The organism is uncultured Modestobacter sp. (assembly GCF_947486615.1).
In the GTDB taxonomy this organism is placed as follows: domain Bacteria; phylum Actinomycetota; class Actinomycetes; order Mycobacteriales; family Geodermatophilaceae; genus Modestobacter.
In genome coordinates this window covers 86,504-113,384 of the sequence record NZ_CANKUD010000013.1, presented here as the reverse complement: position 1 = coordinate 113,384, position 26,881 = coordinate 86,504, and the positions used below count along the sequence as shown (strand labels likewise).

Sequence of the window (26,881 nt, the reverse complement as noted above, 5' to 3'; positions counted from 1 at the left end):
GCCCACACCTGATCGAAGGCACCCAGGTCCACGTCCTGCTCGGCCGCCCGCGCCCGCTCCGGCTCCCCCACCGCAACCGCGACCACGTCCATCTGCGCCGCGGTCACCGCGCCCTCGGCGAACCCCGCCGCCAGCACCGGGAAGTGCTCCACCACCCGACCCGACCGCACGATCCGCGACGCCTCGGCCGCCGACAACCGCATGTGCCCGATCAGCCACGACCGCATCGACTTCAACCCGTCGTGCTCGGGCGCCTGGGTCAGCTCCCCGTGCCGCACCGTGCGGGTCAACTCCGCCGCCACCCGGTTCTGCACCGCCACCAGCAACGCCGTCCGGTCCAGCACCGCACCATCGGACAAGCCGTGCAGATCGTCGGTGGCCAGGGCGTCCAGAGCCGACATCAATTCGCTCATGACACCTCCCGACCGGTTCGAACGTGTGTACGAAGAATACCGGTCGCGCGACCACCGGACAACCCGAAACCGCAGGTCAAGAGCCTGTCCACAGATCACCCGCGGGTCTTGACATCGGCGGCCGACGCGGTTCTACGAGCGGAGCTAGGCACCCCGAGAGGGCTTGCTCCCGGGTCACCGACATGCGCTGGCCAAGCGCCGAACCCGGACGGTGATCGCCCGGATGCAGGCCCGACTGGGCGCCGAGCAACCGGCCAGAGCAGCCAAGCCAAGGCAGCCAAGCCAAGGCAAGCCAGCCAAGCCAAGCCAGACGACCGAGCCAGACAGCCGAGCCAGACAACCGAGCCAGACAACCGAGCCAGACAACCGAGCCAGACAACCGAGCCAGACAACCGAGCCAGACAACCCAGACCCGACACCGAGCCAGACAACCCAGACTCGACACCGAGCCGGACAACCCGACCCGGCAGCCAGACCGCGCAACCAGACCGGACAACCCGACCGCGCAACCAGACCCGACAACCGGACCCGACAACCAGACCGGGCAACCAGACCGGGCAACCAGGCCGACAGGTCGGCCCAACGACATCACCCCCGCAGCACGAGTGCTGCGACCTCATGACGATCTGCGCCCACGCTTGACCCACACGCGGCGTCTCGGGAGGTTGGAGGGGCGAGGTACCACCCCTGACCGGCCGCCGCGCGGCTCGACGATGCGCTGCGCGCGGCTGGTCGGGGCACCCCGACACCGAGAGGAACCTCCACCATGCTCACGTTGACCCCGCAGGCGACCACCGCGATCCGCGGCATCCTCGACCAGACGGAGCTGCCCGACCAGGGCGGGTTGCGGATCGCCGACGACCCGTCCGGGCAGTCCCTGGCGCTGGGCCTGGCCGCGGTGCCGGCCGAGGACGACCAGGTCGTCGACCAGGACGGCGTCCGGGTGTTCCTGGACCCGAAGGCGGCGACGCTGCTGAACGACAAGACCCTCGACGCCGTCCCGGACCCGTCCGGCAAGGTGCAGTTCGGGATCGCTGACTCCGTCGGCTGACCTCCGCACGTTCCACGACGACCGCCCCGCCCCGGCCCGCCGGCGCGGGGCGGTCGTCGTTCCGGGTGGCGGCCTGCTCGTGGTCACCCGGTGACGCACCGTTCGGGCGCGCGCAACTGACCGCAGATGACCGGGCCGCCGATCCCTCGATCCGACACGCCGACCGACTCGGCAGACGCATCGGCGGCATCGCAGGTCGGCTCCGGCGAGTCGTGTCACGCCCGGCACCGGGCGGTCTCGTTTCGGGCTCCAGAAGCCTCGATCCGGTCGTCAGCGAACCCCGGCGAGGCTGCTTACGGTCGTGCCGCCCGCCGGGTTCGAGACGTCACCGCCCGTGGTGACGACCCGCCGGGCACCGCCGAACCGGGCGGCCGCCGCGACACGGCGGCCGCGAGCCCGGACCGGGGACCCATCGCAGTTCTGGGGTGAAGCGCGAGCCAGCACGGTCGCGCCGGGCGAGTTCCCCGCCCGAACCCGTCAGCTAACTCGGTAGGCGGTCGAGGAGAACAAGGAGACACGTCGTCCATGACGACCATGCACACCTCACCCCGCCGCTCCCCCCGAGCCGGACGGCGGGCGCTGATCGCCCTCTTCGCCAGCGCGGGCGTCGTCCTCACCCCGGTGGCCGCCCAGGCCTCGGCGGGCGGCAGCGCGCCGCCGGTGGCCGCACCGGTGGCCCCCGTCGTCGCCCCGAACGTCGCGGCCCAGGTGGCCGTCGACACCGCGCTCGCCCAGCAGGGCAAGCCCTACGTCTGGGCCGGCGCCGGCCCGAACTCCTACGACTGCTCGGGCCTGACCCAGTACGCCTTCGCGGCGGCCGGCGTCTCGCTGCCGCACTCGTCGCGGATGCAGTCGACGATGGGCACTCCTGTCGCCCGCGCCGACCTGCAGCCCGGTGACCTGGTGTTCTTCTACGACCCGGTGGGTCACGTGGGCATCTACATCGGCAACGGCCAGATGGTGCACGCGCCGACCAGCGGCGACGTCGTCAAGATCGCGAACGTCGACCAGATGTGGGGCTACCACTCCGCCCGCCGGCTGGTCTGAGGTCCGCCGCGGGTGCCCCCGGCCGGGGGCACCCGCGGTGCTCACCAGCGGTAGGTGCAGCTGGCGGTGGCGGTCTGGCCGGTGGCGTCGGTGACGACGGCGGTCACCTCGTAGTCGCCCGCGGCCAGGTACGTGTGCGAGAAGACGGCGGACAGGTGCTGGTCGTCGTGGGTGTACTCGTCGCCGTCGCCGTAGTCGATGGCCACCGAGTACGGCGCCGTGGCCGTGACGTCGTGGCCGAACAGCGGTGAGGCGCCGAACCCGGCCGGGCAGGTGACCGCCAGCGTCGGCGCCGCCGCCACCGGGGCGGCCTGCTGCGCCTGCGGGGTGGCGGGCGCCGCCTCGAGCGCGGTGTCGGCCACGGCGCCCGGGGCGCCGACCGAGAGGACGACGGCGGCGCCCATGGTCACCGCGCCGACGCCGAGCACGACCGCACCGGCCGGCCGGCCGACGACGTGCAGCCGGGGAGCCTGACCGCGCACCAGCGCGACCGCCCCGACGGCGCCCACGACGGCGCCGAGCACACCCACGGCGGTGGGCAGCCCGCCGGCGACCGCGACCAGGACGACCAGCAGCGACAGCAGCGTGCCCGCGCAGACCAGGGTGCGGTCCTGCGGTGCGGTGCCGGTGCGCTCCTGGGCCACGTCGCTCCTCTGCTCGAGCGCCCGGTGGCGCTGCTGGGGAGAGACTGGCGACCAGTGGACCGGCGGCGGGTCAGGCCGGCGGTGTCGCGCGACGCCTGCGTCGGACGGGTGCACGAGTGACAGGTGGGACGACGCTCAGGCGGCCAGCGCGACGGGTGCGGCCACGCCCCAGCCGGGCGGGAACGCGCGGGCCCGGTCGCCACCGCGGGCGGCGAGGAAGGGGCGGGCCAGCCGCTCCTTCTCGATCTGGTCCCAGGCGGCCAGCAGCTCGGAGACCCAGCGGGCCAGGGTGAGCGCGCCACTGGCCAGCGGGTCGCCGGCGGTGACCCGGGTCGGGCGCAGGGCCATCCGCGGCCAGCGCGGGGCGACCAGGCTGCGCCGGGACGACGGCAGCGCGGCCAGGTGTGCGGCGAAGGCGGCGTCCAGCGCGCTGGTCTCGGCGACGATGGCCATGGCGAGGGCGCCGACGTCGGAGCCGCGACCGAACCGCGCGGCGGCCTTGTCCGTGGTGACCAGCACCCGGCCGGTCAGCAGCGTGGCGATCCGCGGGTCGTCGGCGGGGAGCACCCAGGCGCCGGCCATCGTCGACTCGAGGCCGTCACCGACGCTGACGTGCCAGCCCACGACCCGGTCCTCGACCGGCTGGTCGATCACGACGATCCCGCGCATGTCGCACTCCTCGTTCCCCGATGACCACGTTCCCCGGTGATCACTCGGGTGCAGCGTGGAGCACGCGCGGTGGTGAAACGCGCACGGCGCGTGCTCGTTTCCGAGTCGTCACACCACCCGGCGCAGCAGTCACACCCGGCTCAGCGAACCGCCGCCCGCGCCGCCAGCTGCTCCGGGGAGAACGCCAGGTCCAGCGCCTCCCGACCGGCTCCGAGGAGGGCGGCCTGCTGGCCGACCCGGCTCACCGCGATCTCCAGACCGTCGGTGATCATCGGCGGGCACTGCGCGTAGATCGCCGAGCGGACGCCGGCGACGAAGGCCTCGGCGCTGCTCAGGTGCCCGCCGATGACCAGCCGCTGCGGGTTGAAGAAGTTGAGGATCGTCGACAGCACGGTGCCGGTGCTGCCGCCCGCCTCGCGCAGCAGCTGGGTGGTCAGCGGGTGCGCGTCGCGGGCGAGGTCGAGCATCCCCTCGGTGCCCGACGAGGCGACCCCGCGTTCGGCGAGCTGCTCGACCAGCGCGGCGCCGCTGGCCACCGCGTCCAGGCAGCCGACCCGACCGCACGAGCAGGGCACCGCCGGGGCGCCCGGCACGGTGGTGTGGCTGATGTCGCCGGCGAACCCGCCACTGCCCCGGTGCAGCGCGCCACCGACGACGACGCCGCAGCCGATGCCCGAGCCGACCTTGACGAACACCATGTCCTCCGGCGCCGACCCACCGGCGGCGTGCTCGCCGAGCGCCATCAGGTTGGCGTCGTTCTGCACGATCACCGGCACGTCCAGCCACTGCCCGGCGATCGCCGCGACGTCCGCGCCGTTCCAGCCGGGCATCCGGGCCGGGGAGACCACCAGGCCGGTGCGCACGCTGACCGGTCCGGGCACGCCGACGCACATCGCGAGCAACGGCGGGGCGGCGTCCAGTCCGGCGACTGCCTCGGTGATGGACGTGGCCACGGTGCGCAGCACCGCCTCCGGACCGTCGGCGATCACGATCGGCAGGTGCTGCTCGGCCACCTGCCTGCCGGCGGCGTCCAGGACGGCGATGGCCGCGTGCCGCTCCCCCAGGCTGACCGCGGCGACCAGGCCGGCCGCGCCGCGCATCTCCAGCCGGCGTGGCGGCCGCCCGCCGGCCGACGGCCCGCTGCCGGTCTCCACGAGCCAGCCGCGCCGGATGAGCATCTCCACCCGGGCGGCAGCGGTGGTCGCCGACAGCCCCGTCTCCCGGGCGACGTCGGCCCGCGAGGTGGCCCGGCCGAGCCGGACCAGCGACAGCACCTCGCTCGGGGAGGTGGCCGACCGGTCAGCGGCGGGGGTGGACATGGCGGTCAGTGAAGCAACGGCCGTCGTCCGAAGCAACGGGCACTTACTCCGGAAGTGGAAATACTTGATGGACTTCTCGTTGTAACGAACGCCACTTAGCCTTCCCTCAACGTTCAGGGTCGATCGTGAGGAGCAGGGCGATGAGCACGCCGATGGTGAGCATGCGCGGCGTCGAGAAGCACTTCGGCGACCTGCACGTGCTGCGCTCGATCGACCTGGACGTCGCCCCGCGCGAGGTGGTCGTGGTCATCGGCCCGTCCGGCTCGGGCAAATCGACGCTGTGCCGCACGATCAACCGGCTGGAGCCGATCGACGCCGGCGAGATCCGGGTGGACGGCGAGCTGTTGCCCGTGGAGGGCCCGCAGCTGGCGCAGCTGCGCGCCGACGTCGGCATGGTCTTCCAGTCGTTCAACCTGTTCGGCCACCTGAGCGTGCTGGACAACGTGATGCTGGCCCCGCTGAAGGTGCGCAAGGTGGCCAGGGCGACCGCCCGCGACGAGGCGATGGCACTGCTGGAGCGGGTGGGCATCGCCGACAAGGCCGACCGCGTCCCCGCCCAGCTCTCCGGCGGCCAGCAGCAGCGCGCCGCGATCGCCCGCTCGCTGGCCATGCACCCCAAGCTGATGCTCTTCGACGAGCCGACCTCGGCGCTGGACCCGGAGATGGTCAACGAGGTGCTCGAGGTGATGGCCTCGCTCGCCGCCGACGGCATGACCATGGTCGTGGTCACCCACGAGATGGGCTTCGCCCGCCGCGCCGCCGACCGCGTCGTCTTCATGGACGCCGGCTCCATCGTCGAAGAGGCCCCACCGGCGGAGTTCTTCGACGCCACCCGGAGCGAGCGCGCCCGCTCGTTCCTCTCCAACGTGCTCGCCCACTGACGGCCGAGCGCACCCCCGGGCAGATCCGCCCTCCCTCCACCCGGCGCCGCTCCCTGCGCAGGGCTCACCAGAAAGGCAAGGCATGCGAGACATCCGCCTTCCCCGGCGTCGCCTCCCGCTGATCACCGCCGTGCTGGCCACCGCCTCGGTGGCGATCGCCGGGTGCGGCTCGTCCGACTCCTCCGACGCCGTCCCGGGCGGTGGTGGTGACAACGAGGCCGCCGCCGGCCTGGACGCCGTCTACGAGGACGCGCCGGTCGCCGACGACGAGCTGATCCTCCCCGAGTCGACGATGGCCGAGATCAAGGAGCGGGGCGTGCTGCGCGTCGCCGCCGCCCTCGACGCGCCACTGCTCTCCCAGCAGGACCCGAGCAGCCCCGACGACGTCGAGGGCTTCGACATCGACCTGGCGAAGATGCTGGCCATCTACATCCTGGGCGAGCCGAACATCGAGATCGTGCCGCCTGCGTCGGAGACCCGGGAGGCGCTGCTGCAGAACGGCACCGTCGACGTCGTCTTCAACACCTACACGATCACCGAGGAGCGGGACGAGCAGATCAGCTTCGCCGGCCCGTACTTCACCTCCGGTCTCGCGGTGGCCGTCGCCGCCGACAACGACGACATCACCAGCGTCGAGGACCTCGACGGCAGGAACGTCATCGTCGGCGCCAACACCCCCGCCGTCACCGCCGTCCCCGAGGTGGCCCCGGGCGCCGAGGTGACCAGCTTCGCCACCGACCCGCAGGCGGTGCAGGCGCTGGTGCAGGGCCGCGGTGACGCCTACGTGCAGGACTACACCCTGCTGCTGGCCGCGGCGGCGCAGAACGACGACATCAAGGTCGCCGTCCAGCCGTTCACCGAGGAGCCCTACGGCATCGGCCTGCCTCCGCAGGACCCGGACTTCAAGGACTTCGTGAACACCTGGCTGACCGAGATCGAGGACGACGGCTCGTGGGCCGAGATCTGGGAGGCGACCCTCGGCACGGTCGTCGAGGGCGACGCCCCGACCCCGCCGGAGATCGGCTCGGTGCCGGGCTCCTGACCCGGCCGTGACACAGCAGCCCTGAGGCAGCAGCAGAGCCAGCAGAGGACGACGACGTGAGTGCACTGATCGAGAACCTGGACCCCTTGCTGAGGGCGCTCGGGACCACCGTGCTGATCCTGGTGGTCTCCGCGGTCGGCTCCCTCGTGCTCGGGGTGCTGGTCACCGTGGCCCGGGTGAGCCCCATCCCGGTGCTGCGCGGGGCCGCGTTCGCCTACGTGCAGGTGTTCGTCAACATCCCGCTGCTGGCGCTGCTGCTGCTGTTCGTCTTCGCGCTGCCCGACGCCGGGCTGCTCATGCCGCTGACCACCACGGTGATCGTGGTGCTGGTCGTGTACGAGGCGGCCTACGTCGCCGAGGCGGTGCGCAGCGGGATCAACACCGTCGCGGCCGGCCAGGTGGAGGCGGCCCGGGCGCTGGGGCTGCGACTGTCGCAGACGCTGCGGTTCGTGGTCGTGCCGCAGGCGGTGCGTGCGGTCGTCCAGCCACTGGGCAACGTGATGATCGCGCTGTTGATGAACACCGCGCTGGCCGCCACGGTCGGCGTGGTCGAGCTGACCTCGGCGGTGAACAAGGTGAACCTGGTCGCGGCCCAGCCGATCCCGATCTTCACCGCCGCCGGCCTCACCTACATGGCGCTCGCGCTGGCCATCGGGCTGGCCGCCGGGCGGATCGAGAAGAAGGTGGCGATCCACCGATGAGCCACAGCGGCGCCTTCCTCTACGACGCCCCCGGGCCACGTGCCCGGCGGCGGATCCTGCTCGGCTCGGTGGTCAGCGCCCTGGTGCTGGCCGGGCTGCTGGCGCTCGCACTGGTGCAGTTCGCCTCGCGCGGCCAGCTGGACGCCGACCGGTGGACCCCCTTCCTGGACTGGCCGATCTGGTCGTACCTGCTGGTCGGACTGCGTGGGACGGCGCTGGCCGCGGCCGTGGTCGCTGTGCTGTCCGGGGCGTTCGGCCTGCTGCTGGCCGTCGGCCGGCTGTCCCAGCACCGGCCGGTGCGCTGGCTGTCCACCGGCTACATCGAGGTGGCCCGCACCATCCCGGTGCTGCTGCTGATCTACCTGATGCTGTTCGGGCTGCCCGCCTACGGGATCAACCTGCCGCTGCTGTGGAAGCTGGCCGTGCCGCTGACCATCGCCAACGCCGCGGTGGTCGCCGAGATCGTCCGCGCCGGGGTGCTCGCCCTGCCGCGCGGGCAGACCGAGGCGGCGCTGAGCCTGGGCATCCGACGCGGGCAGGCGATGCGCTTCGTCGTCCTGCCGCAGGCGCTGCGGCACGTGACGCCGTCGCTGATCACCCAGCTGGTGAGCTTGATCAAGGACACCTCGCTGGGCTACGTGGTGGCCTTCACCGAGCTGCTCTACCGCGCGCAGGTGCTGAGCGCCTACAACCGGCTGCTGATCCAGACCTTCCTGGTCGTGGCGCTGGTCTACCTGGTGTTCAACGGCGCGCTGTCCTATCTGGCCGCACGGCTGCGCACCCGGGTCCGGCGCCAGGTGGCGCCGCCGTCCGGGCCCACCGAGCAGGCCGCCGACCGTGAACTGGAGACCCCCGTTGTTCGCTGAACTCGCCGTCGTCCGCCGCTCGGGGCTGGTGGAGAGCCGGCACCTCGGCTCGCTGCTCGCCCTGGACGCCGACGGCTCGGTCGCGCTGTCCCTCGGTGACGTCGACGCCACGGTGCTGCCGCGGTCGACCACCAAGCCGCTGCAGGCGCTGGCCTGCCTGACCGCCGGCGCGCCGCTGACCGGGCCGGAGCTGGCGATCGCCGCCGGCAGCCACACCGGCGAGGACGCGCACGTCGAGGTGGTCGACCGGCTGCTGGAGCGGGCGTCGCTGGACGAGGCGGCGCTGCAGTGCCCGGCCGACTGGCCCGAGGACGAGGGCACCCGTCACCGGCTGATCAAGGCCGGCTTCGACCGGAGCCGGGTGCGGATGAACTGCTCGGGCAAGCACGCCGCGATGCTGCTGGCCTCCGCGGTGAACGGCTGGGACACCGACACCTACCTGGACCCGGTGCACCCGCTGCAGCAGCGCGTGCGCGCGGTGACCGCGGAGCTCACCGGCGCGCCGGTGCGGCACGACGCGATCGACGGCTGCGGCGCCCCGCTGTTCGGCACCACCGTGCGCGGGCTGGCTGGTGCCTTCCGTTCATTGGCTGTCGCTGTGGGTGACCCGGCCGCCGAGGTGGCCTCCGCCATGCGGACGCACCCGTTCTACGTCGGCGGCACCGGGCACCAGAACTCCGCGGTGATGGAGCTCGTGCCCGGCACGGTCGCCAAGGGCGGAGCGGAGGGCGTGATCGGCGTGGCCGGGCCGGAGGGTCAGGCGGTGGCGATGAAGATCGTCGACGGCAACCCGCGGGCCACCACCCTGCTGGCACTGACCGTGCTGGGCGCGCTCGGCGTCGACGTGTCGGCTGCCAGTGCGTGGACGTCGGTGCCGGTGCTCGGCGGCGGCGTGCCGGTCGGCGCGATCGAGCCGGGTGCCGACGTCCGGGCCTGGCTGGCGAGCCGGTGACCGCCGTCGAGATCTGCATCGACGACGTCGACGGCGCCCCGATCGCCGAGGCGTGCGGCGCCGACCGGGTCGAGGTGTGCGCGGCGCTGTCCGAGGGCGGCACGACGCCGTCCCTCGGGCTGGTGCGATCGGTGCTGGATCGGGTGTCCCGGATCGGCGTTCAGGTGCTGATCCGGCCGCGCGCCGGGGACTTCGTCTACTCCCCCGCCGAGGTCGACGTGATGCTCGCCGACATCGCCGCCGTCCGGGCCCTCGACGCCGCCGTGCCGGTGGGCTTCGTGGTGGGCGCGATGACCGCCGACGGCGGGATCGACGTCGACGTGCTGGACCGGCTGGTCGCCGCGGCCGGGCCGTGCCCGGTGACGTTCCACCGCGCGTTCGACACGCTGCCCGACCTGCCCTGGGCGCTGCCGGTGCTGATCGAGGCCGGGGTGTCCCGGGTGCTCACCTCCGGTGGCGCGGTCACTGCTGCCCAGGGTGCGGAGGTGCTGCGCCGGCTGGTCGAGCTCGCGGCCGGGCGGATCGAGGTGCTGGCCGGCGGCTCGGTGCGCGGGTCGAACGTCGCTGCGCTGGTCGCGGCGACCGGGGTGCCCGAGGTGCACCTGCGGGCGGCCGAGCCGGTCGCCGCGTCGTCGGGTTCGGCGACCGCGGTCAGCTACGACGTCCCGCGGCTGGCGACCTCCGCCGGTCCGATCCGCGCCGTGGTCGAGGCGCTCGCGTCGTGAGCTCGGGTGCAGCGGTGCTGGCGATCGATGTCGGCGGCACCTCGATGAAGGGCGCGGTCGTCACCCGCGACGGGCGGCCGGTGCTGGTCGAGCGCTGGCCCACCGATCCCGCGACGGACACCGTCGCCGCGATCGCCGGCCACCTCCGCACGCTGGCCGCGGTCGCCCGCGACCACGACCTCGACGTCGTCGGCGCCGGCGTGGTGACCCCCGGGATGATCGACGAGGCGACCGGCACGGTCGTCTACGCCTCGAACCTCGACTGGCGCGACGTGCCGCTGCGCGCCGAGCTGGCCGCCGCGACCGGCCTGCCGGTCGTCACCGGCCACGACGTCCGGACGGCGGGGCTGGCCGAGCAGCTGCTCGGGGCCGCGCGCGGCGTCTCGGACTTCGTGCTGGTCACCATCGGCACCGGCGTCGCCGCGGCGCTGGTGACCGACGGCCGGCCGGTGACCGGCGACGGCGGAGCGGCCGGCGAGCTCGGCCACATCCCTCTCGTCCCGGGTGGCGAGGCCTGCACCTGCGGCCAGTTCGGCTGCCTGGAGGTGTACGCCTCCGGTGCAGGCCTGGCCCGCCGCTACCTGGCCCGCACCGGCGTCGCCCTGCCGGCCGAGGACGTCGTCGCCCGACTGGGACGGGACGCGGACGCCGACCGGGTGTGGGCCGAGGCGATGGCCGTGCTCGCCCAGGGTCTGGTGACCGCCACCCTGCTGCTCGACCCGACCACGATCGTCCTCGGCGGCGGCTTCACCGCCGCCGGCGACGCCCTCCTGGAGCCGGTGCGCACCGCCCTGGCCGCCGGCCTGGCCTGGCGCCCCGCCCCACCGGTCAAGGTCGCCGAGCTCGGCAGCGAAGCCGGCTGGATCGGCGCCGCCGCCCTCGCCCTCCGCGCCGCCGGCCACGCCGACTCCCTGGCGACCTGGACCCCCACCGCCCTCCTAGGAGCCCCCACCCCCTGACGCCCGCGGGCGGCCATGTTCGCCAACATGGCCGCCGGGGGCCCGGGGTGCGCGAGCGGCTCCGTGCTGTCGGCTCGGTTCTTCATAACGGTTTCGGCACTGTTCCATCCACGTTCCCGCTGGCACAGCTAGCGTCGCCCCGGTTGTGGTCCCCATCACTCAACGCCGAGTGCTGGCCGGGCCACGGTGGGCGGCGATGATGCCGCCGGAGTCTGGAGGGAGAACACATGAACGTGCGCGCCAGAGGGTTCCGCTCGGCGACGCTGGGCGGCGGCCTCGTCGCCGCAATGGTGCTGGCCGGCTGCGGCGCCAACGACAGCGGCGGCAGCACCGGGGGCAGCGGGGGCGACACCGCGGACGCCGCGGACCTGTCGATCGACTGCGCGCCCTACGAGGAGTTCGGCGACCTGGAGGGCGAGACCGTCAGCGTCTACACCTCGATCGTCGACCCCGAGGACCAGCCGCAGATCGACTCCTACGTGCCCTTCGAGGAGTGCACGGGGGTCGACGTCCAGTACGAGGGCTCCCGGGAGTTCGAGGCGCAGCTGGTCGTGCGCATCCAGAGCGGGAACGCCCCCGACATCGCCTTCATCCCGCAGCCCGGGCTGCTGCAGACGCTGGTCGGCACCGGCGCGGTCTCCCCCGCCCCGGAGCAGGTCGAGGCCAACGTCGACGAGTACTGGGACGAGAGCTGGAAGGGCTACGGCAGCGTCGACGGCACCTTCTACGCCGCACCGCTGGGGGCCAATGCGAAGTCCTTCGTCTGGTACTCGCCGTCGGCCTTCGAGGACGCCGGGTACGAGGTGCCGGAGACCTGGGACGACATGATCGCGCTGTCGGACGAGATCGCCGCCACCGGCGCCAAGCCGTGGTGTGCCGGGATCGGCTCCGGTGAGGCCACCGGCTGGCCGGCCACCGACTGGCTGGAGGACGTCGTCCTGCGCACCGCGGGGCCGGACGTCTACGACCAGTGGGTCAACCACGAGATCCCGTTCAACGACCCGCAGATCGTCGAGGCGCTCAACACCGTCGGGGACATCCTCCGCAACCCCGAGTACGTCAACGGCGGGCTCGGCGAGGTGCAGTCCATCGCCTCCACCGAGTTCGGTGACGCCGGTCTGCCGATCCTCGACGGCAGCTGCTGGATGCACCGCCAGGCGTCCTTCTACCAGGCCAACTGGCCCGAGGGCACCGAGGTCGGCCCGGACGGCGACGTCTTCGCCTTCCCGCTGCCGCCCATCGGCGACGCCGGCGCCCCGCCGGTCCTCGGCGGCGGTGAGTTCACCACCGCGTTCAACGACGACCCGGCGACCCAGGCGTTCCAGACGTACCTCTCCTCGCCGGAGTGGGCCAACATCAAGGCCCAGGTCTCCGGCCCGGGCTGGGTCAGCGCCAACACCGGTCTGGACCCGGAGAACCTGGTGTCCCCGATCGACCAGCTGGCCGCGGAGCTGTTCCAGGACCCGGAGGCGGTGTTCCGCTTCGACGGTTCGGACCTCATGCCCGGTGAGATCGGCACCGGGGAGCTCTGGACGCAGCTGACCGAGTGGATCGCCAACGACAAGCCGTCGCAGGCCGTCCTCACCGACGTCGAGAACGCCTGGCCGACGTCCTGATCCACCCTGGCCCGGTCGCCGTCGGCTCCACGCCGGCGGCGACCGGGCCAGGCAGTTCCCGGGGGACCACACAGGCCTTCAGCCGTGGTCCCTCGGCGTCGTGTCGTCGAGAGGAGAGGTCGCAAGCGGTGGAGTGGTTCCTCAGGGCGGACACCGTCGAGCACAAGCTGGCACTGATGGTGTTCGCGATCCTGCTGTTCGCCGGCGTGATGGGCGCCATCCTGTTCGGCGTCGACCGACTGCGCCGGGTCCCCCTGTGGGTCATCGTCGGCGGCTTCCTCGGGCCGACGTTCCTCCTGCTGCTGGTCGGCCTGGTGTACCCCGCGCTCTCCACGATCCGCGGCTCGTTCTACGACAGGAACGGGTCGGAGTTCGTCGGGCTGGACAACTACGTCACGGTCTTCACCGAGGACAACTTTCAGACCGTCCTGCTCAACACGGTGCTGTGGGTCGTGCTGGTCCCGCTGGTGACGACCGTCTTCGGGCTGGTCTACGCCTACCTGGTCGACCGCACCCGCTTCGAGTCCCTGGCCAAGGCGCTGGTGTTCCTGCCGATGGCGATCTCCATGGTCGGCGCCGGGGTCATCTGGAAGTTCGTCTACGAGTTCCGCCCCGACCAGCCCGGCGTGAACCAGATCGGCCTGCTCAACCAGCTGCTGGTCCTCGTGGGCATCGACCCGCAGCAGTTCCTGCTCGATGCGCCGTCGAACACCCTGTACCTGATCGTGGTGATGATCTGGATCCAGGCGGGCTTCGCGATGACCGTGCTCTCGGCGGCGATCAAGGCCATCCCGGACGACATCGTCGAGGCCGCCCGGCTCGACGGCGTGGGCGGGGTCCAGATGTTCCGCTACGTCACCGTGCCCAGCATCCGGCCGGCGCTGGTCGTGGTGATCACCACGGTCGCGATCGTGACCCTGAAGGTGTTCGACGTGGTGCGCACGATGACCGGCGGCAACTTCGGCACCAGCGTCGTGGCCAACGAGTTCTACACGCAGGCCTTCCGCCAGTTCAACTTCGGCCTGGGCGCCGCACTGGCCGTGCTGCTCTTCGTGCTGGTCATCCCGATCATCGCCTACAACGTGCGCCAGCTGCGCCTGTCCGAGGACGTCCGATGACCACCACGACCCCCGTCATGGCCCCGGTCCCCATGCAGGACCGCGCGACCGGCCGGGCCGGGCGCCGGGCGGCGTCGGCCAAGACGAAGCTGAGCTCGCCGGCAGCGTCGATCATCGCGATCGTCATCGCCGTGCTGTGGACGGTGCCCACGCTGGGGCTGCTGATCACGTCGTTCCGCCCGGAGCTGGACATCCGCCAGTCCGGGTGGTGGACCTTCTTCACCGACCCGCAGGTCACGCTCTTCAACTACAACGAGGTGCTCTACGGCGGGTCGACCAACTTCGCCTCGCTGTTCGTCAACTCGCTGGTGATCACCCTGCCGGCGGTCGTCATCCCGATCAGCCTGGCCCTGCTGGCCGCCTACGCCTTCGCGTGGATCGACTTCCCCGGCCGGAACATCTTGTTCGTCGCCGTCTTCTCCCTGCAGGTCGTCCCGATCCAGGTCACCCTCATCCCGCTGCTGACCCTCTACGTGGACGCCGGGCTGGCGGGTTCCTTCTGGACGATCTGGCTGTCGCACTCGATCTTCGCCCTGCCACTGGCGATCTTCCTGCTGCACAACTTCATGAAGGACATCCCCGCCTCCCTGGTGGAGGCGGCTCGGATGGACGGCGCCGGCCACGTGAAGATCTTCTTCTCGGTGCTGCTGCCGTTGCTGACGCCGGCCATCGCCGCCTTCGGGGTGTTCCAGTTCCTGTGGGTGTGGAACGACCTGCTGGTGGCGCTGACGTTCGCCGGCGGCGCGCCCGACGTCGTCCCGCTGACCGTGCGGGTGGCCGAGCTGGCCGGCACCCGTGGATCGGACTGGTACCTGCTGGCACCCGGCGCCTTCATCGCGATGATCCTGCCGCTGGTCGTCTTCCTGGCCCTGCAGCGGTACTTCGTCCGCGGGCTGCTGGCCGGCAGCGTCAAGGGCTGACCCGACGCACGCCGACCCGCGACGATCGACCGGTCCCGGACCCGCGTCCGTCGGCGCTGTTGCCGGTGCGTCCTTGGCCTCGCTGAGCGGCATGGCCGCCGTGTTCGCCAACATGGCCGCCAGAGGTGCGGGTCAGGACCAGTCGCAGATGGCGCGTCGAGGCTCTTCGCCTCCCATCGCTGCAGCAACTGCTCGAGGGCGGACTCGGATCCTGCTGACATGAACTGCTCCCCGTGACGGGGGAACTCCTGCTCATCGTGGATCCGCGGACCCGCTGTCCAGGCACTCGACAGGCCGAGCCGGACGCGGCTACCTCACCCGCCCCGCGGCCCTCTCCGGTCGACGCGGAGTTCTCAGGTCTGTCTGCAGGTGACCTGCGTCCGAGCATGGGCGTGCGGGGCCGACACGGTCCGGCAGGTGGACGACGTCGACGCCCTCCTGCAGGTAGAGGGATGTCGAGCCGGTCTGCTGAGCGGCGCCCCGGCCATCGCAGGACCGCAGAGGTCGTGCCGAACCCGGCCCGTCGGGCGGTCGGGATCAGCCGGTGATGCCGCCGACGTAGCCGGGAGGCGTCGGCGGCACGTAGTTCTGCTCGACCTCTTCCGGGGTCACGTTCGTGTACGTGGTGCCGTTGGGGATCACGATGACCGGCGGCGGCGCTGGGGCTGGGGCTGGGGCTGGGGCAGGGGCAGGGGCAGGGGCAGGAGCCGGGGCAGGGGCCGGACGCGGAGCAGCCTGGCTCTGCCGGGTCGCGGCAGGCGCACCGCCCGTTTCGGCCTGCTCCGCGGCCGGGGCAGGAGCCTCGGCAGGCACCTCGGCGGGCACCTCGACAGGCACCTCGACAGGCACCTCGACAGGCACCTCGACAGGCTCCGCCACCGGCTCGGGGGCTGGGGTGGGCTCGTCGTCCTCGGTGTCCGCGCGGTCGGTATCAGAGACGCTGGCGCTGTCGTCGTTGACGGTGGTGACGCGCGTCGGCTGATCGGCCCTGGCGCCGACGACCAGGTAAGCGCCGAGAGCGACACCGACCACCGCGACGCTCGCGACGATCAGCAGGAGTCTGCTGTTGGCCTTGATCCCTGCCATTACGGCACGCATGTCTGCTCCTCCTGAGCGGCTGATGAGGCGCCGCTGCCGTGCAGCGCCCGTATCGAGTTCAGTCGCTCATCGGCTGCGGCAGGTCAGGTCTGATGCCGAACGGGCGATCCCTGGCCCATCGGGGTGAGCCGGATCCGGGTCACCCCAAGGCGCTGGGAGGTCCAGTACATGCGCCTACCAGGGCACACGGTCGCGCGCTCCAGCCTGATCGCCAGTCGCCCGCGGGTGCTTCAGGTGGTCGGCGGCGGTGGGCCGTGCGCGGCCGCGCGGTGGGCGACGCGGACGACGAGGACGGTTCGGGTGGGCTCGTCGATCACGATGAGCACCCGGAAGTCACCATGGCGGGCGCTGCGCAGCCCCTGGAACTCCCCTGTCAGCGATTTGCTCAAGCGCAGCGGGTTCTCCGGGAGCACCGCAGTGATGAACTCGACGACGGCTGGTGCCACCCGGGGGCGGGAGCTGACTCAGTTGTCGGTGCGCTGCTGAGGAGATCCGGACGTCGAAGGCCGAGCTCACTCCGGGAGCCCGAACTCCGTCCGGAGTTCGTGCGCGCTCGTGGTCGACTCCTCGGCCAGCTCCCGGCGCGCGGACTCGACGTCCTCCCGGACTCCGGCCTGCAAGAGCCAGAAGATCGTCTCGTGCAACGAGTCCAGGTCGGACTTGGCCATCAGCACTGCCGCCTCACGGCCGTGCCGGGTGATCGTGACGATGTCGTGCGTTGACTCCGCGGCCTCGACCAGCGCAGACAGCTTGTCCTTGGCCTCGCTCAAGGGCACGGTCGTCATGAGGGGCAGTCCAGTCAGGATTCAAGCCAGATCGGCCGTGCGTCGTCGGCTGACTCGTCATGCTCTGCTCTCGAGCACGGTCAGCGGGCTGACCAATCGGGATGGTGAGTCATGAGCACGGCGACTTCGGCCCCCCGTGTTCATGACCAGCGGGGGTCGGCGGGCAGGCGGGGGTTGAGCAGGTGGGCGACCAGCGCCGTCCAGCCGGTCTGGTGCGTCGCCCCCAGGCCCTCGCCGGTGTCGCCGTCGAAGAACTCGCTGAAGCTCGGGTGGTCCCGCCACAGCGGTGAGTCGCTGGCCTCGATGCGCTTGCCGTCGGCCGGGCGCTTGCCGTCGACCGGGCGGAACAGCCCGGTCAACGAGCTGTCGATCAGGTCGGCGGCCTCCACCAGCGTGCGGTGGTTGCCCGAGCCGGTCGGGATCTCGATGGTGAACGAGTCGCCGTAGTGCCGGCCCAGCGTGCGCAGCTTGTCCGCCAGCAGCACGTTCACCGGGAACCACACCGGACCGCGCCAGTTCGAGTTGCCGCCGAAGAGCTTGGTGCGCGACTCCCCCGGCTCGTACTCGATCGAGACGTCGCGCCCGCCGACGTTGGCGAACACCTGCCCGGTCGACTTGGACAGCGAGCGGATGCCGAACGGCGACAGGAACTCCTCGCTGTCGAACATCCGCTGCAGGATGCGCTGCAGCCGCTCCTTGCTGACCAGCGACAGGATCATCTTGCGGCCCTCGGGCGTCGACCGGCTGCGCAGCGGGCCCATCAGCTCCGGACGACGCCTCTGCAGCCACCGCACCCGCGCGGCGACGTCGGGCAACTGGCTCACCCACTGCGGGATCTCGGTGGCCGCCAGGATCGGCAGCAGCCCGACCATCGAGCGCACCCGCAGCGGCTCCGACGTCCCGTCCGGGGCGACCAGGACGTCGTAGAAGAAGCCGTCGTCCTCGTGCCAGAGCTTGACCTCCTGCGAACCGAAGGCGTTCATCGCCTGCGAGATCGCCAGGAAGTGCTCGAAGAACTTGGTCGCCACGCCGTCCCAGGCCTGGTCGTGCCGGGAGAGCTCGAGGGCGATCTTCAGCATCTGCTGGCAGTAGAACGCCATCCAGCTGGTCGCGTCGGACTGCTCCAGCCGGTAGCCGGGCGGCAGCGGCGCGGAGCGGTCGAACAGCGCGATGTTGTCCATCCCGAGGAAGCCGCCCTCGAAGACGTTCGAGCCGTCGGCGTCCTTGCGGTTGACCCACCAGCTGAAGTTCAGCAGCAGCTTGGTGAACACCCGGATGAGGAACTCGCGGTCGCGGCCGCCGTCGAGGCGGTAGACGTGCCAGGCGGCCCAGGCGTGCACCGGCGGGTTGACGTCGCCGAACGCCCACTCGTAGGCCGGCAGCTGGCCGTTGGGGTGCATCGCCCACTCGCGGCACATGAGCAGCAGCTGCTCCTTGGCGAACGCCGGGTCGACGTGCGCCAGCGGCAGGCAGTGGAAGGCGGTGTCCCACGCGGCGAACCACGGGTACTCCCACTCGTCGGGCATGGAGATGACGTCGGCCAGCGCCAGGTGCCGCCAGCCGGTGTTGCGCCCGCCGCGCTTCGTGCGCTCCTCAGGGGCCGGCTCGTCGGGGCTGCCGTCGAGCCACTGGGCGACGTCGTAGCGGTAGAGCTGCTTGGTCCAGAGCAGACCGGCGTAGGCGCGGCGGGCGACGTGCCGGTCGTCGGCGGGCAGGCTGGGGTGGATGACGTCGGCGTAGAACTCGTCGGCGTCGGCCTCGCGGGCGGCCAGGACAGCGTCGAACCCCGCGCCGAACGTCTCGTCGTCCGGGGAGTTCGGGCTCAGCCGCAGCTTGACGGTGACCGTCTCCCCCGGCTGCACGGCGTCCCAGCGGTACCAGAAGGCGGCCTTGGTGCCGGTGTCGGCGGGGTTGACCGCATCCCGGTCACCGTGGACGACGCGGCGGTTGATGCCGTCCTTGGGGTAGCGGCTGGCGTTGCGCTGTGCGCCGAAGAGGGCGACGGCGTTGGTCTCGTTGTCGCAGCACAGCACCTCGGGGGCGCCCTCCGCGGCGAGCACGTACCGGCCGAGGTAGCCGTGCTCGGCCTCCACCGCCTCCAGGCCGTTGACCGCCAGGGTCGGGGCGAGCAGCTGGGTGAGCACGCCCTGGCGCTTGTCGCCGCCCCACGACCAGGTGTTGCGGAACCAGACCTGCGGCAGCAGGTGCAGCGGCGCGGCCTCGGGCCCGTGGTTGGTCGCGGTCACCATGATGCAGACGTCGTCCGGGGCGTTCTTGGCGTAGGTGACTCCGACGTCGAAGAACCGGTCGCCGTCCAGTACGCCGGTGTCGGCGAGCTCATACTCCCGCTCGTCGCGGCTGCGCCGGGCGTTCTCCGCGCGCAGCTCGGCGTAGGGGAACTCGGCCTGCGGGTAGCGGTAGAGCCACTGCATCCAGGAGTGGGTGGGCGTGCCGTCGACGGCCCACCAGTACTCCTTGGCGTCCTCGCCGTGGTTGCCCTCGGCGTTGGTCAGCCCGAACAGCCGCTCCTTGAGGATCGGGTCGCGGCCGTTCCACAGAGCGACGGAGAAGTTGAGGAAGCCGTAGCGGTCGCAGATGCCGCCCAGGCCGTCCTCGCCCCAGCGGTAGGCGCGGGCGTTGGCGTGGTCGAACGGGAAGGACGCCCAGGCGTCGCTGCTGGCGGAGTAGTCCTCGCGGACGGTCCCCCACTGCCGGCCGGCCAGGTACGGGCCCCACATCCGCCAGGGTGCGGACATGTCGGCGGATTCCGCGAGCCGGGCGTGCTCGGCGCTGCGCGGGGTCGGGGTGTCCTGGGGAGCGGGCGCCGGGTCCACGTGCTGGAGCGGGGCGCCGGGTTCAGCGGCAGACACGAGTTCCACAGTGCCACGGTCGGGTTGCGTGCTCGTGTCGTACGCGGCCGTCCGAGACACGTCTCACCACCGGGCACCCCGCCCGTCGCAGGTGTCCCGCCCAGCGTGATCGGCACGCCGGAACCGATGACGGTCAGGCCCGCGGCACCGGGACCACCGCGCCGATGTCGTGCGCCCGGGCACCGGCTGCCTGCTGGTCGTCCAACGTGTGCAGCACGGCATCGTGCCGGGCAGCCACGGCCAGGTGCAGGGCGTCCGCGGCGCGCAGCGGAGGAGTGGGCCGAGCCGACAGCCGGGCTGCGGTGCGGTAGTCGGCGCGGTGTACGCCGACGACCTCGACGTTCTCGGCCAGGAACCGGGACAGCGCGCGATCGACGACCAGCCGCTCGACCTCGGTCAGCACGGCGGTGCGTTGCTTGATGGACAGACCCGAAGCCGCCTCGGTCAGCGACCAGTCCGACGTCACGAGGACGTCGTCGACGGCTGCTGCCCAGCTGCGCAGCGCGGCGCTGCGAGGTTCGGCCGTGACCAGCGCGATGAGCACGCTGGTGTCGAGGTAGAGCATCACCAGCGCTCGTCCCGCATCCCGCGGACCAGATCGCCGGAGTCGGTGGGGCTGCACGAGATCTTCCCGACCTCCTCAGCCAGCCAGCCGAGGTCACGCGCACCGGTCCGGGGAGACCTGGGACGCCCCCGCAGCTCGGCCACCGGCTCGCCACGCCGGGTGATCACCACGGTCTCCCCCGCCTCCGCGGCGTCGAGCAGCTCGCTGAAGCGAGCGCGAGCCTCCGCGACGCTCACGGCACGCACATCCTGATCAGCCGATTCGGTCACCACACCTCCAGGTGTACATCAGAGATGTACAAACGATACGAAACGGCGCATCGCGTTGGCAAGCAGGCGATCAGGTCGGTTCGCCGACGGATTCGACGAGCACCGCTCCTTCGCGCCCGGCCCGGTCGGCACACCCTCAGAGTGCTGGGACGCAGGCGCCGGACCCCAGCCGGCTCAGCCCGGTGAGGTCGCCCGCCGCAAAGCCGAGCACGTCGGACGTCGTCGGGTACATGAGCTGCGTCGGGTCGTCCACGTGGTCCAGGCCGACCAGGTGTGCGAACTCGTGCAGCACGATCGCGCGGGCGACGGCCTGACCGCCCGGCCGGCTGAGGATGTCGGCGAACTGGGCGGCGTCCAGCTCGACGGCGCCGGTGACGTAGACGTCCGGGCCGTCACCGAGCGAGACGGCGAGACTGCCGGCCTGGCCCGCCACGTCGGCAACGAAGTCGGGCTGCTCGGCCACCGTGCTCCAGGTGACGAGCACGGGCGCCCAGCGGTCGCCGTACCGGTCGGGTTGGAACGGTGCGCGCTGCTCGTCCGCTGCCTCGTCGGTGGGGCCGTCGGCGACGAACCGCAGCCCGGTGACCGCCGAGATCTGCGCGACGGCGTCGGCGATGAGCTGGTCACCGCCGTACGGGGCGTTGTCCGGCCGGACGGCGTAGTGCACCGGCCGGCACGGGTCGTAGGCGACGGGGGCGACCCCGTCGTCCTGCAGCTGGGCGAAGGCGAAGGTCCCACCCGCCGTCGGGGTCAGCGGCGTGCCGAGCGGACCGTCGGATGCCTCCACGCCCGGGCTGGGCACGGTCCGCCGGGTGCCCGTGGTGTCGACCCCGGGCAGCAGGCCGAGGAGCCAGGCCCCCGTCAGCACGGCGACCACCAGCACTGCTGCTCCGAGACCCCGCCACGGGCGCTGCTTCCGCGCGGGGAGAGCGGGGGGCTGTGCGGGAGTCCAGGCGCGCCAGGCCTCCGACGGCTCTCTCCGCCCGACCGACTCGTCGAGCACCCACTGCGGCACGCGGCCGGTCGGGGACGTACGGAGGCCGTGGGGAGCGTGCGACCGCCGGTCCTGCCCTTGGCGCACTGCTCCCCCTCATCGGCCGGTCTTGTTCCGATGCCCTTCGTAGTGGACGGACGGCTCTCGGTGGACCCCTCGTCGCCCCTTCGGGGCAGGGCGCTCGGTGCTCAGCGCACGGTGGAGAAGGCGCCGTCCGCGGAGCGGGCGTCCAGCCAGAGCGCCAGCTCGGCGACCGGCATCGGCCGGCCGTACAGCCAGCCCTGCGCGAACCGGCAGCCGAGCCGGCGCAGGAGGGCGTCCTGCTCGACGGTCTCCACGCCCTCGGCGACCAGCCCGAGGTCGAGGTTGTCGGCGAGCGCCACGATGCTGGCCAGCAGCTGCTCGCGGCGCGGCGAGGTGGTGATCGACGCGGTGAACGACGTGTCGAGCTTGAGGTGCTGCACGGGCAGCACGTCGATCCGGCTGAGCGAGGAGTACCCGGTGCCGAAGTCGTCGGCGGCGACGATCGGCCCCAGCGCCGTGAGTGCCTCGAGGTTCTGCCGGACGACGGCGACGTCGCACTCCAGCTGGGTCTCGGTGACCTCGATGATCACGTGGTCGGCGGGCCAGCCGAACTCGGCGAACAGCGCGGCGACCCGCGGCACGTACCCCGGGTCGGCCAGCTCGTGCACCGACACGTTGACGCCCAGGCGCAGCTGCCGCCCGGTCGTGGCGCGGAGCGCGGTGAGCTGGGTGAGCGCGGTGCGCAGCACCTGCTCGCCGAGCGCGGTGATCAGGCCGCGCTGCTCGGCGAGGGCGATGAACTCGTCCGGCGGGACGGCGCCCCGCTCGGGGTGCTGCCAGCGGGCGAGCGCCTCGACGCCGATCACCTGGTCGGCCGCGCCGAGCGCCATGACCGGCTGGAACGCCACCGTGAGCTCCCCGGTGGCGATCGCGGCGGCGAGCTCGGTGGCCAGCCGGCTGTCGCGGTCGCCGTCCAGGGCGCTACGGCCGCGGCCGGCGGCCTTGGCGGTGTAGAGGGCGGCATCGGCCCGGCGCATCAGCTGCGCCCCGGTCTCCCCCGGGACGTGCTGGGCGACCCCGCAGGAGACGCCGGTGCCCAGGTCCGGCCCGGTGAGCCGCTCCACCAGGGCGAGCGCGGCGTCGCCGGTCAGGCCGGGGACCAGCAGCGCGAACTCGTCGCCGCCGTGCCGGGCGAGCACCGCGCCGGTGGGCAGCCGGGCGCCCCAGCTCTCCGCGGCCCGGACCAGCACCCGGTCGCCGGCCTCGTGCCCGTCGGTGTCGTTGATCTGCTTGAAGTGGTCCAGGTCCAGCAGCGCCGCGGACAGCGGCTCCCGGCGGCGGTCGGCTGCGGCGAGCAGCTCCTGCAGCGCGTCGTCGAAACCGCGCCGGTTGGCCAGCCCGGTGAGCGGGTCGCGGCTGGCGCTGGTCGCCCGCCAGGCCAGGTCGCGGGTGACCACGCCCAGGCCCAGCACGACCGCGACCAGCGACAGGGCGGTGGGCACCGGCACGTAACCGCGCAGCACCAGCACAGTGCTCACCCCGACCAGCGCGGCACCCAGGTGGGCCACCGCCGGGCCGGGCCGGAAGAAGAAGAACGCGTCGACCGCGACGAAGGAGACGATCGACGCGACCGCGACGGCGCTCAGCGGGTCCGGCACCAGCGCGACGGCCGACCCGAGCAGCAGGGTGGACGCACCGACCGGGACGTGGAACACCGCCCGCGGCCAGCGCGGGCCCCAGAGTGCGAGCACGACCGCACCGATCAGGGCACTGGTCCCGATGCCGGCGGCGACCCAGCTCCGGTCGGAGTGCGGGCTCGCGCCGAGCAGGGCGAGCAGCCCGGCACTCCCGCCGAAGGCGTAGAAGACGGCGAGGATGCGCGCGGTCATTAGTGGTGTGGCGACCTCGGGGGCGCCCGACCGGACCTGCCGCACGGGGTCCCCTCCTCCGTCGACGCCTGCTCCGGAGCGGGGAGCTGCCTCAGCCACGGTAGGCGGGTTCGCGGTCGGCTGCCTCGGCGCCGGCCCGCAGCCCGGTGAGCAGCTCGGCCAGCGGCACCGGCCGCCCGTAGCGCCAGCCCTGCGCGAACGTGCAGCCCATCGCGCGCACGGCGGCCTCCTGCTCGGCGGTCTCCACGCCCTCGGCGACCACGTCCAGGCCGAGGCCCAGGCACATCTCCACCAGGGTCTGCAGCATCTGCGCGCGACGCGGCGAGGAGTGCACGGTCGCGATGAACGAGCGGTCGAGCTTGAGGACGTCGGCCGGCAGGGTGTCCAGCCGGCTGAGCGAGGAGTAGCCGGTGCCGAAGTCGTCGATGGAGACCTTGATGCCGGCGGTGCGCAGCGCGTGCAGGGTGGCGACGGCGGTCGGCGACTCCCCCTCCAGCAGGCCCTCGGTCACCTCGAGCACGAGGTGTTCGACGGGGAAACCGGTGTCGGCGAGCACGTGCTGCACCCGCAGCGCGCAGCCGGGGTCGTTCAGCTCGCGCCCGGAGACGTTGACGCCGAGGGTGACCGGCTGCCCGGCCGGGGTGCGCACGTCGACCAGCTCGGTGCAGGCGGTGCGCAGCACGTGCGCGCCGAGGGCGTGCACCAGGCCGCTCTGCTCGGCCACCGCGACGAACTCCTCCGGCGGCAACGGACCGTGCTCGGGGTGCGTCCAGCGGGCGAGTGCCTCGACGCCGACGACGGCGCCGTCCTGCAGGTCGACGATCGGCTGGTAGTGCACCTGCACGTCGCCGGCGGCGAGCGCGCCGGCCAGGTCGCGGGCCAGCGCGGAGCCGGCGCCGCCCTCCAGCTCGCACCGGCCGCGGCCGGCGGCCTTCGCGTCGTAGAGCGCCCGGTCGGCGCGGCGCATCAGCTCGGCGGCGCCCTGCCCGGGGCGGAGCTCGGCGACGCCGCAGGAGACGCCGATCTCCGGGTGCTGGGCCGAGATGCGGCGCACCAGGGCGAGCGCGTCGGCGCCGGCGAGCCCGGGCAGCAGCAGGGCGAACTCGTCACCGCCGTGCCGGGCGAGGACGGCGGAGCCCGGCAGCTCCCGGCGCCACACGTCGGCGATCCGGCAGAGCACCCGGTCACCGGCCTCGTGTCCGGCGGTGTCGTTGATCTGCTTGAAGTGGTCGAGGTCGAGCAGCGCGGCCGACAGCGGTTCGCCGGTGCGGGCCGCGGCGGTGCGCAGCTCGTGCAGCGCGTCGTCGAAGCCGCGGCGGTTGGCCAGCCCGGTCAGCGGGTCACGGCTCGCGCTGGAGGCGCGGATCACCAGCCCGCGGACGACGGTGCCCAGCGCGACGATCACCGCGTCGAGGGCCAGCGCGATGGACGCCGGGACGTCGTCCTGGGTGAGCAGCGCCGCGGTGACCGCGGTGAGCCCGAAGGCCATGTGCAGCCACGCCAGCCGCAGGCTGAAGAAGAAGAAGGCGTCGACTGCGATGAACGCCATGATCGAGGCGGCGGCCATCGCGGTGGCGGCGTCGGGGCTGACGGTGACCGCGAAGGCGACGAGCGCGGCGGCCGAGGCGACGGGCCAGTGGAAGACGTGCCGGGGCCAGTGACCGGCCCAGCGGAAGGCGACCGCGCCGCAGGCGAGCGCGACCAGCGCGACGGTGAAGATGACCCAGCGGCCCTGCGCGCCGGCGTCCGGCCCGAAGACGGCGAACAGCCCGGCGATCCCGGCGGCGACGTAGAACGTCGCGAGGATGCGCGCCATCATCCGCGGTGTCGCCACCGCGGGCGCCGTCGACCAGGTCACCTGGTGTTGGTCGGTCCGGTCGCGCACGAGGTTGACGGTGCCGGCGGAACTACCCGGTTCCGCTACCCCTCGGGGTGAGGCCCAGCCGGTCGTGTGGCTCGCTCGGGCCCCCCCGTCCCGCTCTCCTCGGCCATCCGCTGGAACGCCGTCTCGTCCCCGGGGCGTCGGGCTGTCGACCGTCAGAGAGCGGGGACGCAGGCTCCCGCGCCCAGCCGACTCAGGCCGGTGAGGTCGCCGGCGGCGAAGTCCAGGACGGCCGACGTCGTCGGGTACATCAGCTGGGCCGGGTCGTCGACGTGGTCCAGGCCCACCAGATGCGCGAACTCGTGCAGCACGATCGCGCGGGCGACCGCCTGACCACCCGGTCGGCCGACGATCTCGGTGAACTGGGCGGCGTCCAGCTCGACGGCGCCGGTGACGTAGACAGCCGAGCCGTCGCCGACCGAGACCGCGAGACTGCCGGCCTGGCCCGCGACGTCGGCGGCGAAGTCGGGCTGCTCGGCGACCGTGTCCCAAGTGATGAGCACAGGCGCCCAGCGGTCGCCGTAGCGGTCGGGCTGGAAGGGATCGCGCGTGTCACTCGGGGCCTCGTCGGTGGCGCCGTCGTCGATGAACTGGAGGCCGGTGACCGCGGAGATCCGGGCGACGGCGTCGGAGACGAGCAGGTCGGCACCGTACGGGGCGTTGTCCGGACGGACGACGTAGTGCACCGGCCGGCACGGGTCGTAGGCGACCGGCGCGACCCCGTCGTCCTGCAGCTGGGCGAACTGGTGGGCCCCGCCACCCGCAGGCGGGGCGAGAGGGGTGCCCAGCGGGTCGTCGGCCGCTTCGATGCCGGCCGTCGGCGCGGTGCGATCCGCGCCCGTCGCCTCGAGGCCGGGCAGCAGCTCGACGGCGACGGCGGCGGCCGCCACGACGCCGACCACCAGCAGCGCTCCCCCGATGCCCGTCCACGTGCGCGGCCTCCGCGCGCGGCGGGCGCTGCGCCGCCGGGCCGAGCTCGAGGGCCGGTCGATGCAAGAGGTGGCCCGCCAGGCAGTGCGCGACTACATCGAGCGCACCAGCGAACGAGAGCTCCTCGACCGGGTGCTCGACACCGAACTCCCTCGCTACGCCGAGGCCCTCGAGCGCCTCGGTCAGTGGTCTACCTCGATCTCGACGACCTGCTGCACGTGGCGGCACGCACCTTGGGTGACGTGCAGCTGCGCGATGTCGGGCTGCTGGAGTCTGCGCTGGCCCGGCCGCGGTCGACGGCGTTCGGCGAGGAGGCCTACCTCTCGATCCATGCCAAGGCGGCGGCCCTGCTGCACTCGCTGGCCCGCAACCGCGCACTCGTCGACGGCAACAAGCGGCTGTCGCTGGCCGGGACGATCGCGTTCTACGGGATCAACGGCGTCCGGCTGACCCTGTCGAACGACGAGGCATACGGCCTGATCATGGCTGTCGCAGCGGGCGACATCGACGAGGCCGAGCCCATCGCCGCCCGGCTGTCATCGAGCACCGAGCCCTGGACCTGAGACCCGCGTCGACCGCTCGTACCCACGAGTTCCTACCCGCCTCGCCCGCTGCTGCCCCAGCTGCCACACCAGTCACGAGCCTGCACCGG

General features: G+C 72.6%; 27 protein-coding genes and 1 riboswitch. Of the genes, 13 read left to right on the top strand and 14 right to left on the bottom strand.

The window, feature by feature from the left end; translation table 11 throughout:
* Positions 1 to 413: DUF222 domain-containing protein (locus Q1A09_RS20075; protein ID WP_299959205.1), on the bottom strand; the 413-nt coding region annotated here is incomplete at its 3' end.
* 766 nt (positions 414 to 1,179) lie between these two features.
* Between Q1A09_RS20075 and Q1A09_RS20070 the strand changes: the two genes are divergently transcribed.
* A complete protein-coding gene (locus tag Q1A09_RS20070; protein ID WP_299959202.1) occupies positions 1,180 to 1,464 on the top strand; it encodes an iron-sulfur cluster assembly accessory protein in 285 nt (94 codons plus the stop codon).
* A 372-nt stretch (positions 1,465 to 1,836) separates the two neighbouring features.
* A riboswitch (cyclic di-AMP (ydaO/yuaA leader) is annotated at positions 1,837 to 1,974 on the top strand.
* A 15-nt stretch (positions 1,975 to 1,989) separates the two neighbouring features.
* On the top strand, positions 1,990 to 2,511 hold the full coding sequence (locus tag Q1A09_RS20065) for a C40 family peptidase (RefSeq protein ID WP_366139812.1): 522 nt from the start codon (positions 1,990 to 1,992) through the stop codon (positions 2,509 to 2,511).
* A 41-nt stretch (positions 2,512 to 2,552) separates the two neighbouring features.
* On the opposite strand, the gene Q1A09_RS20060 is transcribed toward Q1A09_RS20065, so the two are convergent.
* The 3 genes from Q1A09_RS20060 to Q1A09_RS20050 all read right to left on the bottom strand — a co-directional run bounded on the left by Q1A09_RS20060 (position 2,553) and on the right by Q1A09_RS20050 (position 5,143).
* Entirely contained in the window at positions 2,553 to 3,155 is a 603-nt protein-coding gene (locus tag Q1A09_RS20060) for a PKD domain-containing protein (protein ID WP_299959199.1), read from the bottom strand.
* A 135-nt stretch (positions 3,156 to 3,290) separates the two neighbouring features.
* Complete coding sequence (locus Q1A09_RS20055; RefSeq protein WP_299959196.1) at positions 3,291 to 3,824, bottom strand: hypothetical protein; 534 nt, start codon at positions 3,822 to 3,824, stop codon at positions 3,291 to 3,293.
* A gap of 140 nt (positions 3,825 to 3,964) precedes the next feature.
* Positions 3,965 to 5,143, bottom strand: a complete 1,179-nt coding sequence (locus tag Q1A09_RS20050; protein WP_299959193.1) for an ROK family transcriptional regulator — start codon at positions 5,141 to 5,143, stop codon at positions 3,965 to 3,967.
* 140 nt (positions 5,144 to 5,283) lie between these two features.
* On the opposite strand from Q1A09_RS20050, the gene Q1A09_RS20045 reads away from it, so the two are divergent.
* The 10 genes from Q1A09_RS20045 to Q1A09_RS20000 all read left to right on the top strand — a co-directional run bounded on the left by Q1A09_RS20045 (position 5,284) and on the right by Q1A09_RS20000 (position 14,923).
* Positions 5,284 to 6,024, top strand: coding sequence for an amino acid ABC transporter ATP-binding protein (locus tag Q1A09_RS20045; RefSeq protein WP_299959190.1), 741 nt, complete (start codon positions 5,284 to 5,286; stop codon positions 6,022 to 6,024).
* Between the two features lie 82 nt (positions 6,025 to 6,106).
* Entirely contained in the window at positions 6,107 to 7,066 is a 960-nt protein-coding gene (locus tag Q1A09_RS20040) for a glutamate ABC transporter substrate-binding protein (RefSeq protein ID WP_299959187.1), read from the top strand.
* Between the two features lie 56 nt (positions 7,067 to 7,122).
* Positions 7,123 to 7,767 carry an amino acid ABC transporter permease gene (locus Q1A09_RS20035; protein WP_299959185.1) on the top strand — a complete coding sequence of 215 codons (645 nt, stop codon included), beginning with the start codon at positions 7,123 to 7,125 and terminating at the stop codon, positions 7,765 to 7,767.
* Entirely contained in the window at positions 7,764 to 8,633 is an 870-nt protein-coding gene (locus Q1A09_RS20030) for an amino acid ABC transporter permease (protein WP_299959183.1), read from the top strand. Before Q1A09_RS20035 ends, Q1A09_RS20030 begins: the two co-directional genes overlap by 4 nt.
* Positions 8,623 to 9,585 (top strand): asparaginase, encoded by a 963-nt coding sequence (locus Q1A09_RS20025; protein ID WP_299959180.1) that lies wholly within the window; start codon positions 8,623 to 8,625, stop codon positions 9,583 to 9,585. Before Q1A09_RS20030 ends, Q1A09_RS20025 begins: the two co-directional genes overlap by 11 nt.
* The gene (locus tag Q1A09_RS20020; RefSeq protein WP_299959179.1) at positions 9,582 to 10,310 is read left to right on the top strand and encodes a copper homeostasis protein CutC; all 729 of its coding nucleotides are present in this window, start codon (positions 9,582 to 9,584) and stop codon (positions 10,308 to 10,310) included. The genes Q1A09_RS20025 and Q1A09_RS20020 overlap by 4 nt, the downstream gene beginning before the upstream one ends.
* Positions 10,307 to 11,269, top strand: a complete 963-nt coding sequence (locus tag Q1A09_RS20015) for an ROK family protein (RefSeq protein ID WP_299959176.1) — start codon at positions 10,307 to 10,309, stop codon at positions 11,267 to 11,269. Before Q1A09_RS20020 ends, Q1A09_RS20015 begins: the two co-directional genes overlap by 4 nt.
* A gap of 227 nt (positions 11,270 to 11,496) precedes the next feature.
* On the top strand, positions 11,497 to 12,885 hold the full coding sequence (locus Q1A09_RS20010; protein WP_299959173.1) for an ABC transporter substrate-binding protein: 1,389 nt from the start codon (positions 11,497 to 11,499) through the stop codon (positions 12,883 to 12,885).
* Positions 12,886 to 13,013: 128 nt separating this feature from the next.
* A complete protein-coding gene (locus Q1A09_RS20005) occupies positions 13,014 to 14,003 on the top strand; it encodes a carbohydrate ABC transporter permease (RefSeq protein WP_299959170.1) in 990 nt (329 codons plus the stop codon).
* Positions 14,000 to 14,923: a carbohydrate ABC transporter permease gene (locus tag Q1A09_RS20000; RefSeq protein WP_299959167.1), complete on the top strand. Its 924-nt coding sequence runs from the start codon at positions 14,000 to 14,002 to the stop codon at positions 14,921 to 14,923. Before Q1A09_RS20005 ends, Q1A09_RS20000 begins: the two co-directional genes overlap by 4 nt.
* A gap of 537 nt (positions 14,924 to 15,460) precedes the next feature.
* Here Q1A09_RS20000 and Q1A09_RS19995 read toward each other — a convergent pair.
* From Q1A09_RS19995 to Q1A09_RS19950, 10 genes are all read right to left on the bottom strand, one after another.
* Positions 15,461 to 16,021, bottom strand: coding sequence for a hypothetical protein (locus Q1A09_RS19995; RefSeq protein ID WP_299959165.1), 561 nt, complete (start codon positions 16,019 to 16,021; stop codon positions 15,461 to 15,463).
* A gap of 230 nt (positions 16,022 to 16,251) precedes the next feature.
* Complete coding sequence (locus tag Q1A09_RS19990) at positions 16,252 to 16,467, bottom strand: type II toxin-antitoxin system RelE/ParE family toxin (RefSeq protein ID WP_299959164.1); 216 nt, start codon at positions 16,465 to 16,467, stop codon at positions 16,252 to 16,254.
* A 66-nt stretch (positions 16,468 to 16,533) separates the two neighbouring features.
* Complete coding sequence (locus tag Q1A09_RS19985; RefSeq protein ID WP_299959161.1) at positions 16,534 to 16,806, bottom strand: type II toxin-antitoxin system Phd/YefM family antitoxin; 273 nt, start codon at positions 16,804 to 16,806, stop codon at positions 16,534 to 16,536.
* A gap of 140 nt (positions 16,807 to 16,946) precedes the next feature.
* Complete coding sequence (locus tag Q1A09_RS19980) at positions 16,947 to 19,676, bottom strand: MGH1-like glycoside hydrolase domain-containing protein (RefSeq protein WP_299959158.1); 2,730 nt, start codon at positions 19,674 to 19,676, stop codon at positions 16,947 to 16,949.
* Positions 19,677 to 19,809: 133 nt separating this feature from the next.
* Positions 19,810 to 20,241 carry a type II toxin-antitoxin system VapC family toxin gene (locus tag Q1A09_RS19975; protein WP_299959207.1) on the bottom strand — a complete coding sequence of 144 codons (432 nt, stop codon included), beginning with the start codon at positions 20,239 to 20,241 and terminating at the stop codon, positions 19,810 to 19,812.
* Positions 20,241 to 20,477 carry a type II toxin-antitoxin system Phd/YefM family antitoxin gene (locus tag Q1A09_RS19970; RefSeq protein ID WP_299959155.1) on the bottom strand — a complete coding sequence of 79 codons (237 nt, stop codon included), beginning with the start codon at positions 20,475 to 20,477 and terminating at the stop codon, positions 20,241 to 20,243. Before Q1A09_RS19970 ends, Q1A09_RS19975 begins: the two co-directional genes overlap by 1 nt.
* A gap of 169 nt (positions 20,478 to 20,646) precedes the next feature.
* A complete protein-coding gene (locus tag Q1A09_RS19965) occupies positions 20,647 to 21,387 on the bottom strand; it encodes a matrixin family metalloprotease (protein WP_299959151.1) in 741 nt (246 codons plus the stop codon).
* 305 nt (positions 21,388 to 21,692) lie between these two features.
* Entirely contained in the window at positions 21,693 to 23,462 is a 1,770-nt protein-coding gene (locus tag Q1A09_RS19960) for a bifunctional diguanylate cyclase/phosphodiesterase (protein ID WP_299959148.1), read from the bottom strand.
* Positions 23,463 to 23,508: 46 nt separating this feature from the next.
* Positions 23,509 to 25,302: a bifunctional diguanylate cyclase/phosphodiesterase gene (locus Q1A09_RS19955; protein WP_299959145.1), complete on the bottom strand. Its 1,794-nt coding sequence runs from the start codon at positions 25,300 to 25,302 to the stop codon at positions 23,509 to 23,511.
* A 152-nt stretch (positions 25,303 to 25,454) separates the two neighbouring features.
* Complete coding sequence (locus Q1A09_RS19950) at positions 25,455 to 26,201, bottom strand: matrixin family metalloprotease (protein WP_299959143.1); 747 nt, start codon at positions 26,199 to 26,201, stop codon at positions 25,455 to 25,457.
* 213 nt (positions 26,202 to 26,414) lie between these two features.
* Between Q1A09_RS19950 and Q1A09_RS19945 the strand changes: the two genes are divergently transcribed.
* The gene (locus tag Q1A09_RS19945; RefSeq protein WP_299959140.1) at positions 26,415 to 26,792 is read left to right on the top strand and encodes a type II toxin-antitoxin system death-on-curing family toxin; all 378 of its coding nucleotides are present in this window, start codon (positions 26,415 to 26,417) and stop codon (positions 26,790 to 26,792) included.
* The last annotated feature ends 89 nt before the right edge of the window (positions 26,793 to 26,881 follow it).

Bases quoted from the DNA above. Each gene is read 5' to 3' on its own strand.
- Q1A09_RS20055 (WP_299959196.1), bottom strand. From the start codon at position 3,824: ATGCGCGGGATCGTCGTGATCGACCAGCCGGTCGAGGACCGGGTCGTG.
- Q1A09_RS19985 (WP_299959161.1), bottom strand. From the start codon at position 16,806: ATGACGACCGTGCCCTTGAGCGAGGCCAAGGACAAGCTGTCTGCGCTG.
- Q1A09_RS20010 (WP_299959173.1), top strand. From the start codon at position 11,497: ATGAACGTGCGCGCCAGAGGGTTCCGCTCGGCGACGCTGGGCGGCGGC.
- Q1A09_RS20000 (WP_299959167.1), top strand. From the start codon at position 14,000: ATGACCACCACGACCCCCGTCATGGCCCCGGTCCCCATGCAGGACCGC.
- Q1A09_RS20030 (WP_299959183.1), top strand. From the start codon at position 7,764: ATGAGCCACAGCGGCGCCTTCCTCTACGACGCCCCCGGGCCACGTGCC.
- Q1A09_RS20050 (WP_299959193.1), bottom strand. From the start codon at position 5,143: ATGTCCACCCCCGCCGCTGACCGGTCGGCCACCTCCCCGAGCGAGGTG.
- Q1A09_RS20070 (WP_299959202.1), top strand. From the start codon at position 1,180: ATGCTCACGTTGACCCCGCAGGCGACCACCGCGATCCGCGGCATCCTC.
- Q1A09_RS19995 (WP_299959165.1), bottom strand. From the start codon at position 16,021: ATGCGTGCCGTAATGGCAGGGATCAAGGCCAACAGCAGACTCCTGCTG.
- Q1A09_RS20040 (WP_299959187.1), top strand. From the start codon at position 6,107: ATGCGAGACATCCGCCTTCCCCGGCGTCGCCTCCCGCTGATCACCGCC.
- Q1A09_RS20065 (WP_366139812.1), top strand. From the start codon at position 1,990: ATGACGACCATGCACACCTCACCCCGCCGCTCCCCCCGAGCCGGACGG.
- Q1A09_RS20045 (WP_299959190.1), top strand. From the start codon at position 5,284: ATGAGCACGCCGATGGTGAGCATGCGCGGCGTCGAGAAGCACTTCGGC.
- Q1A09_RS19975 (WP_299959207.1), bottom strand. From the start codon at position 20,241: ATGCTCTACCTCGACACCAGCGTGCTCATCGCGCTGGTCACGGCCGAA.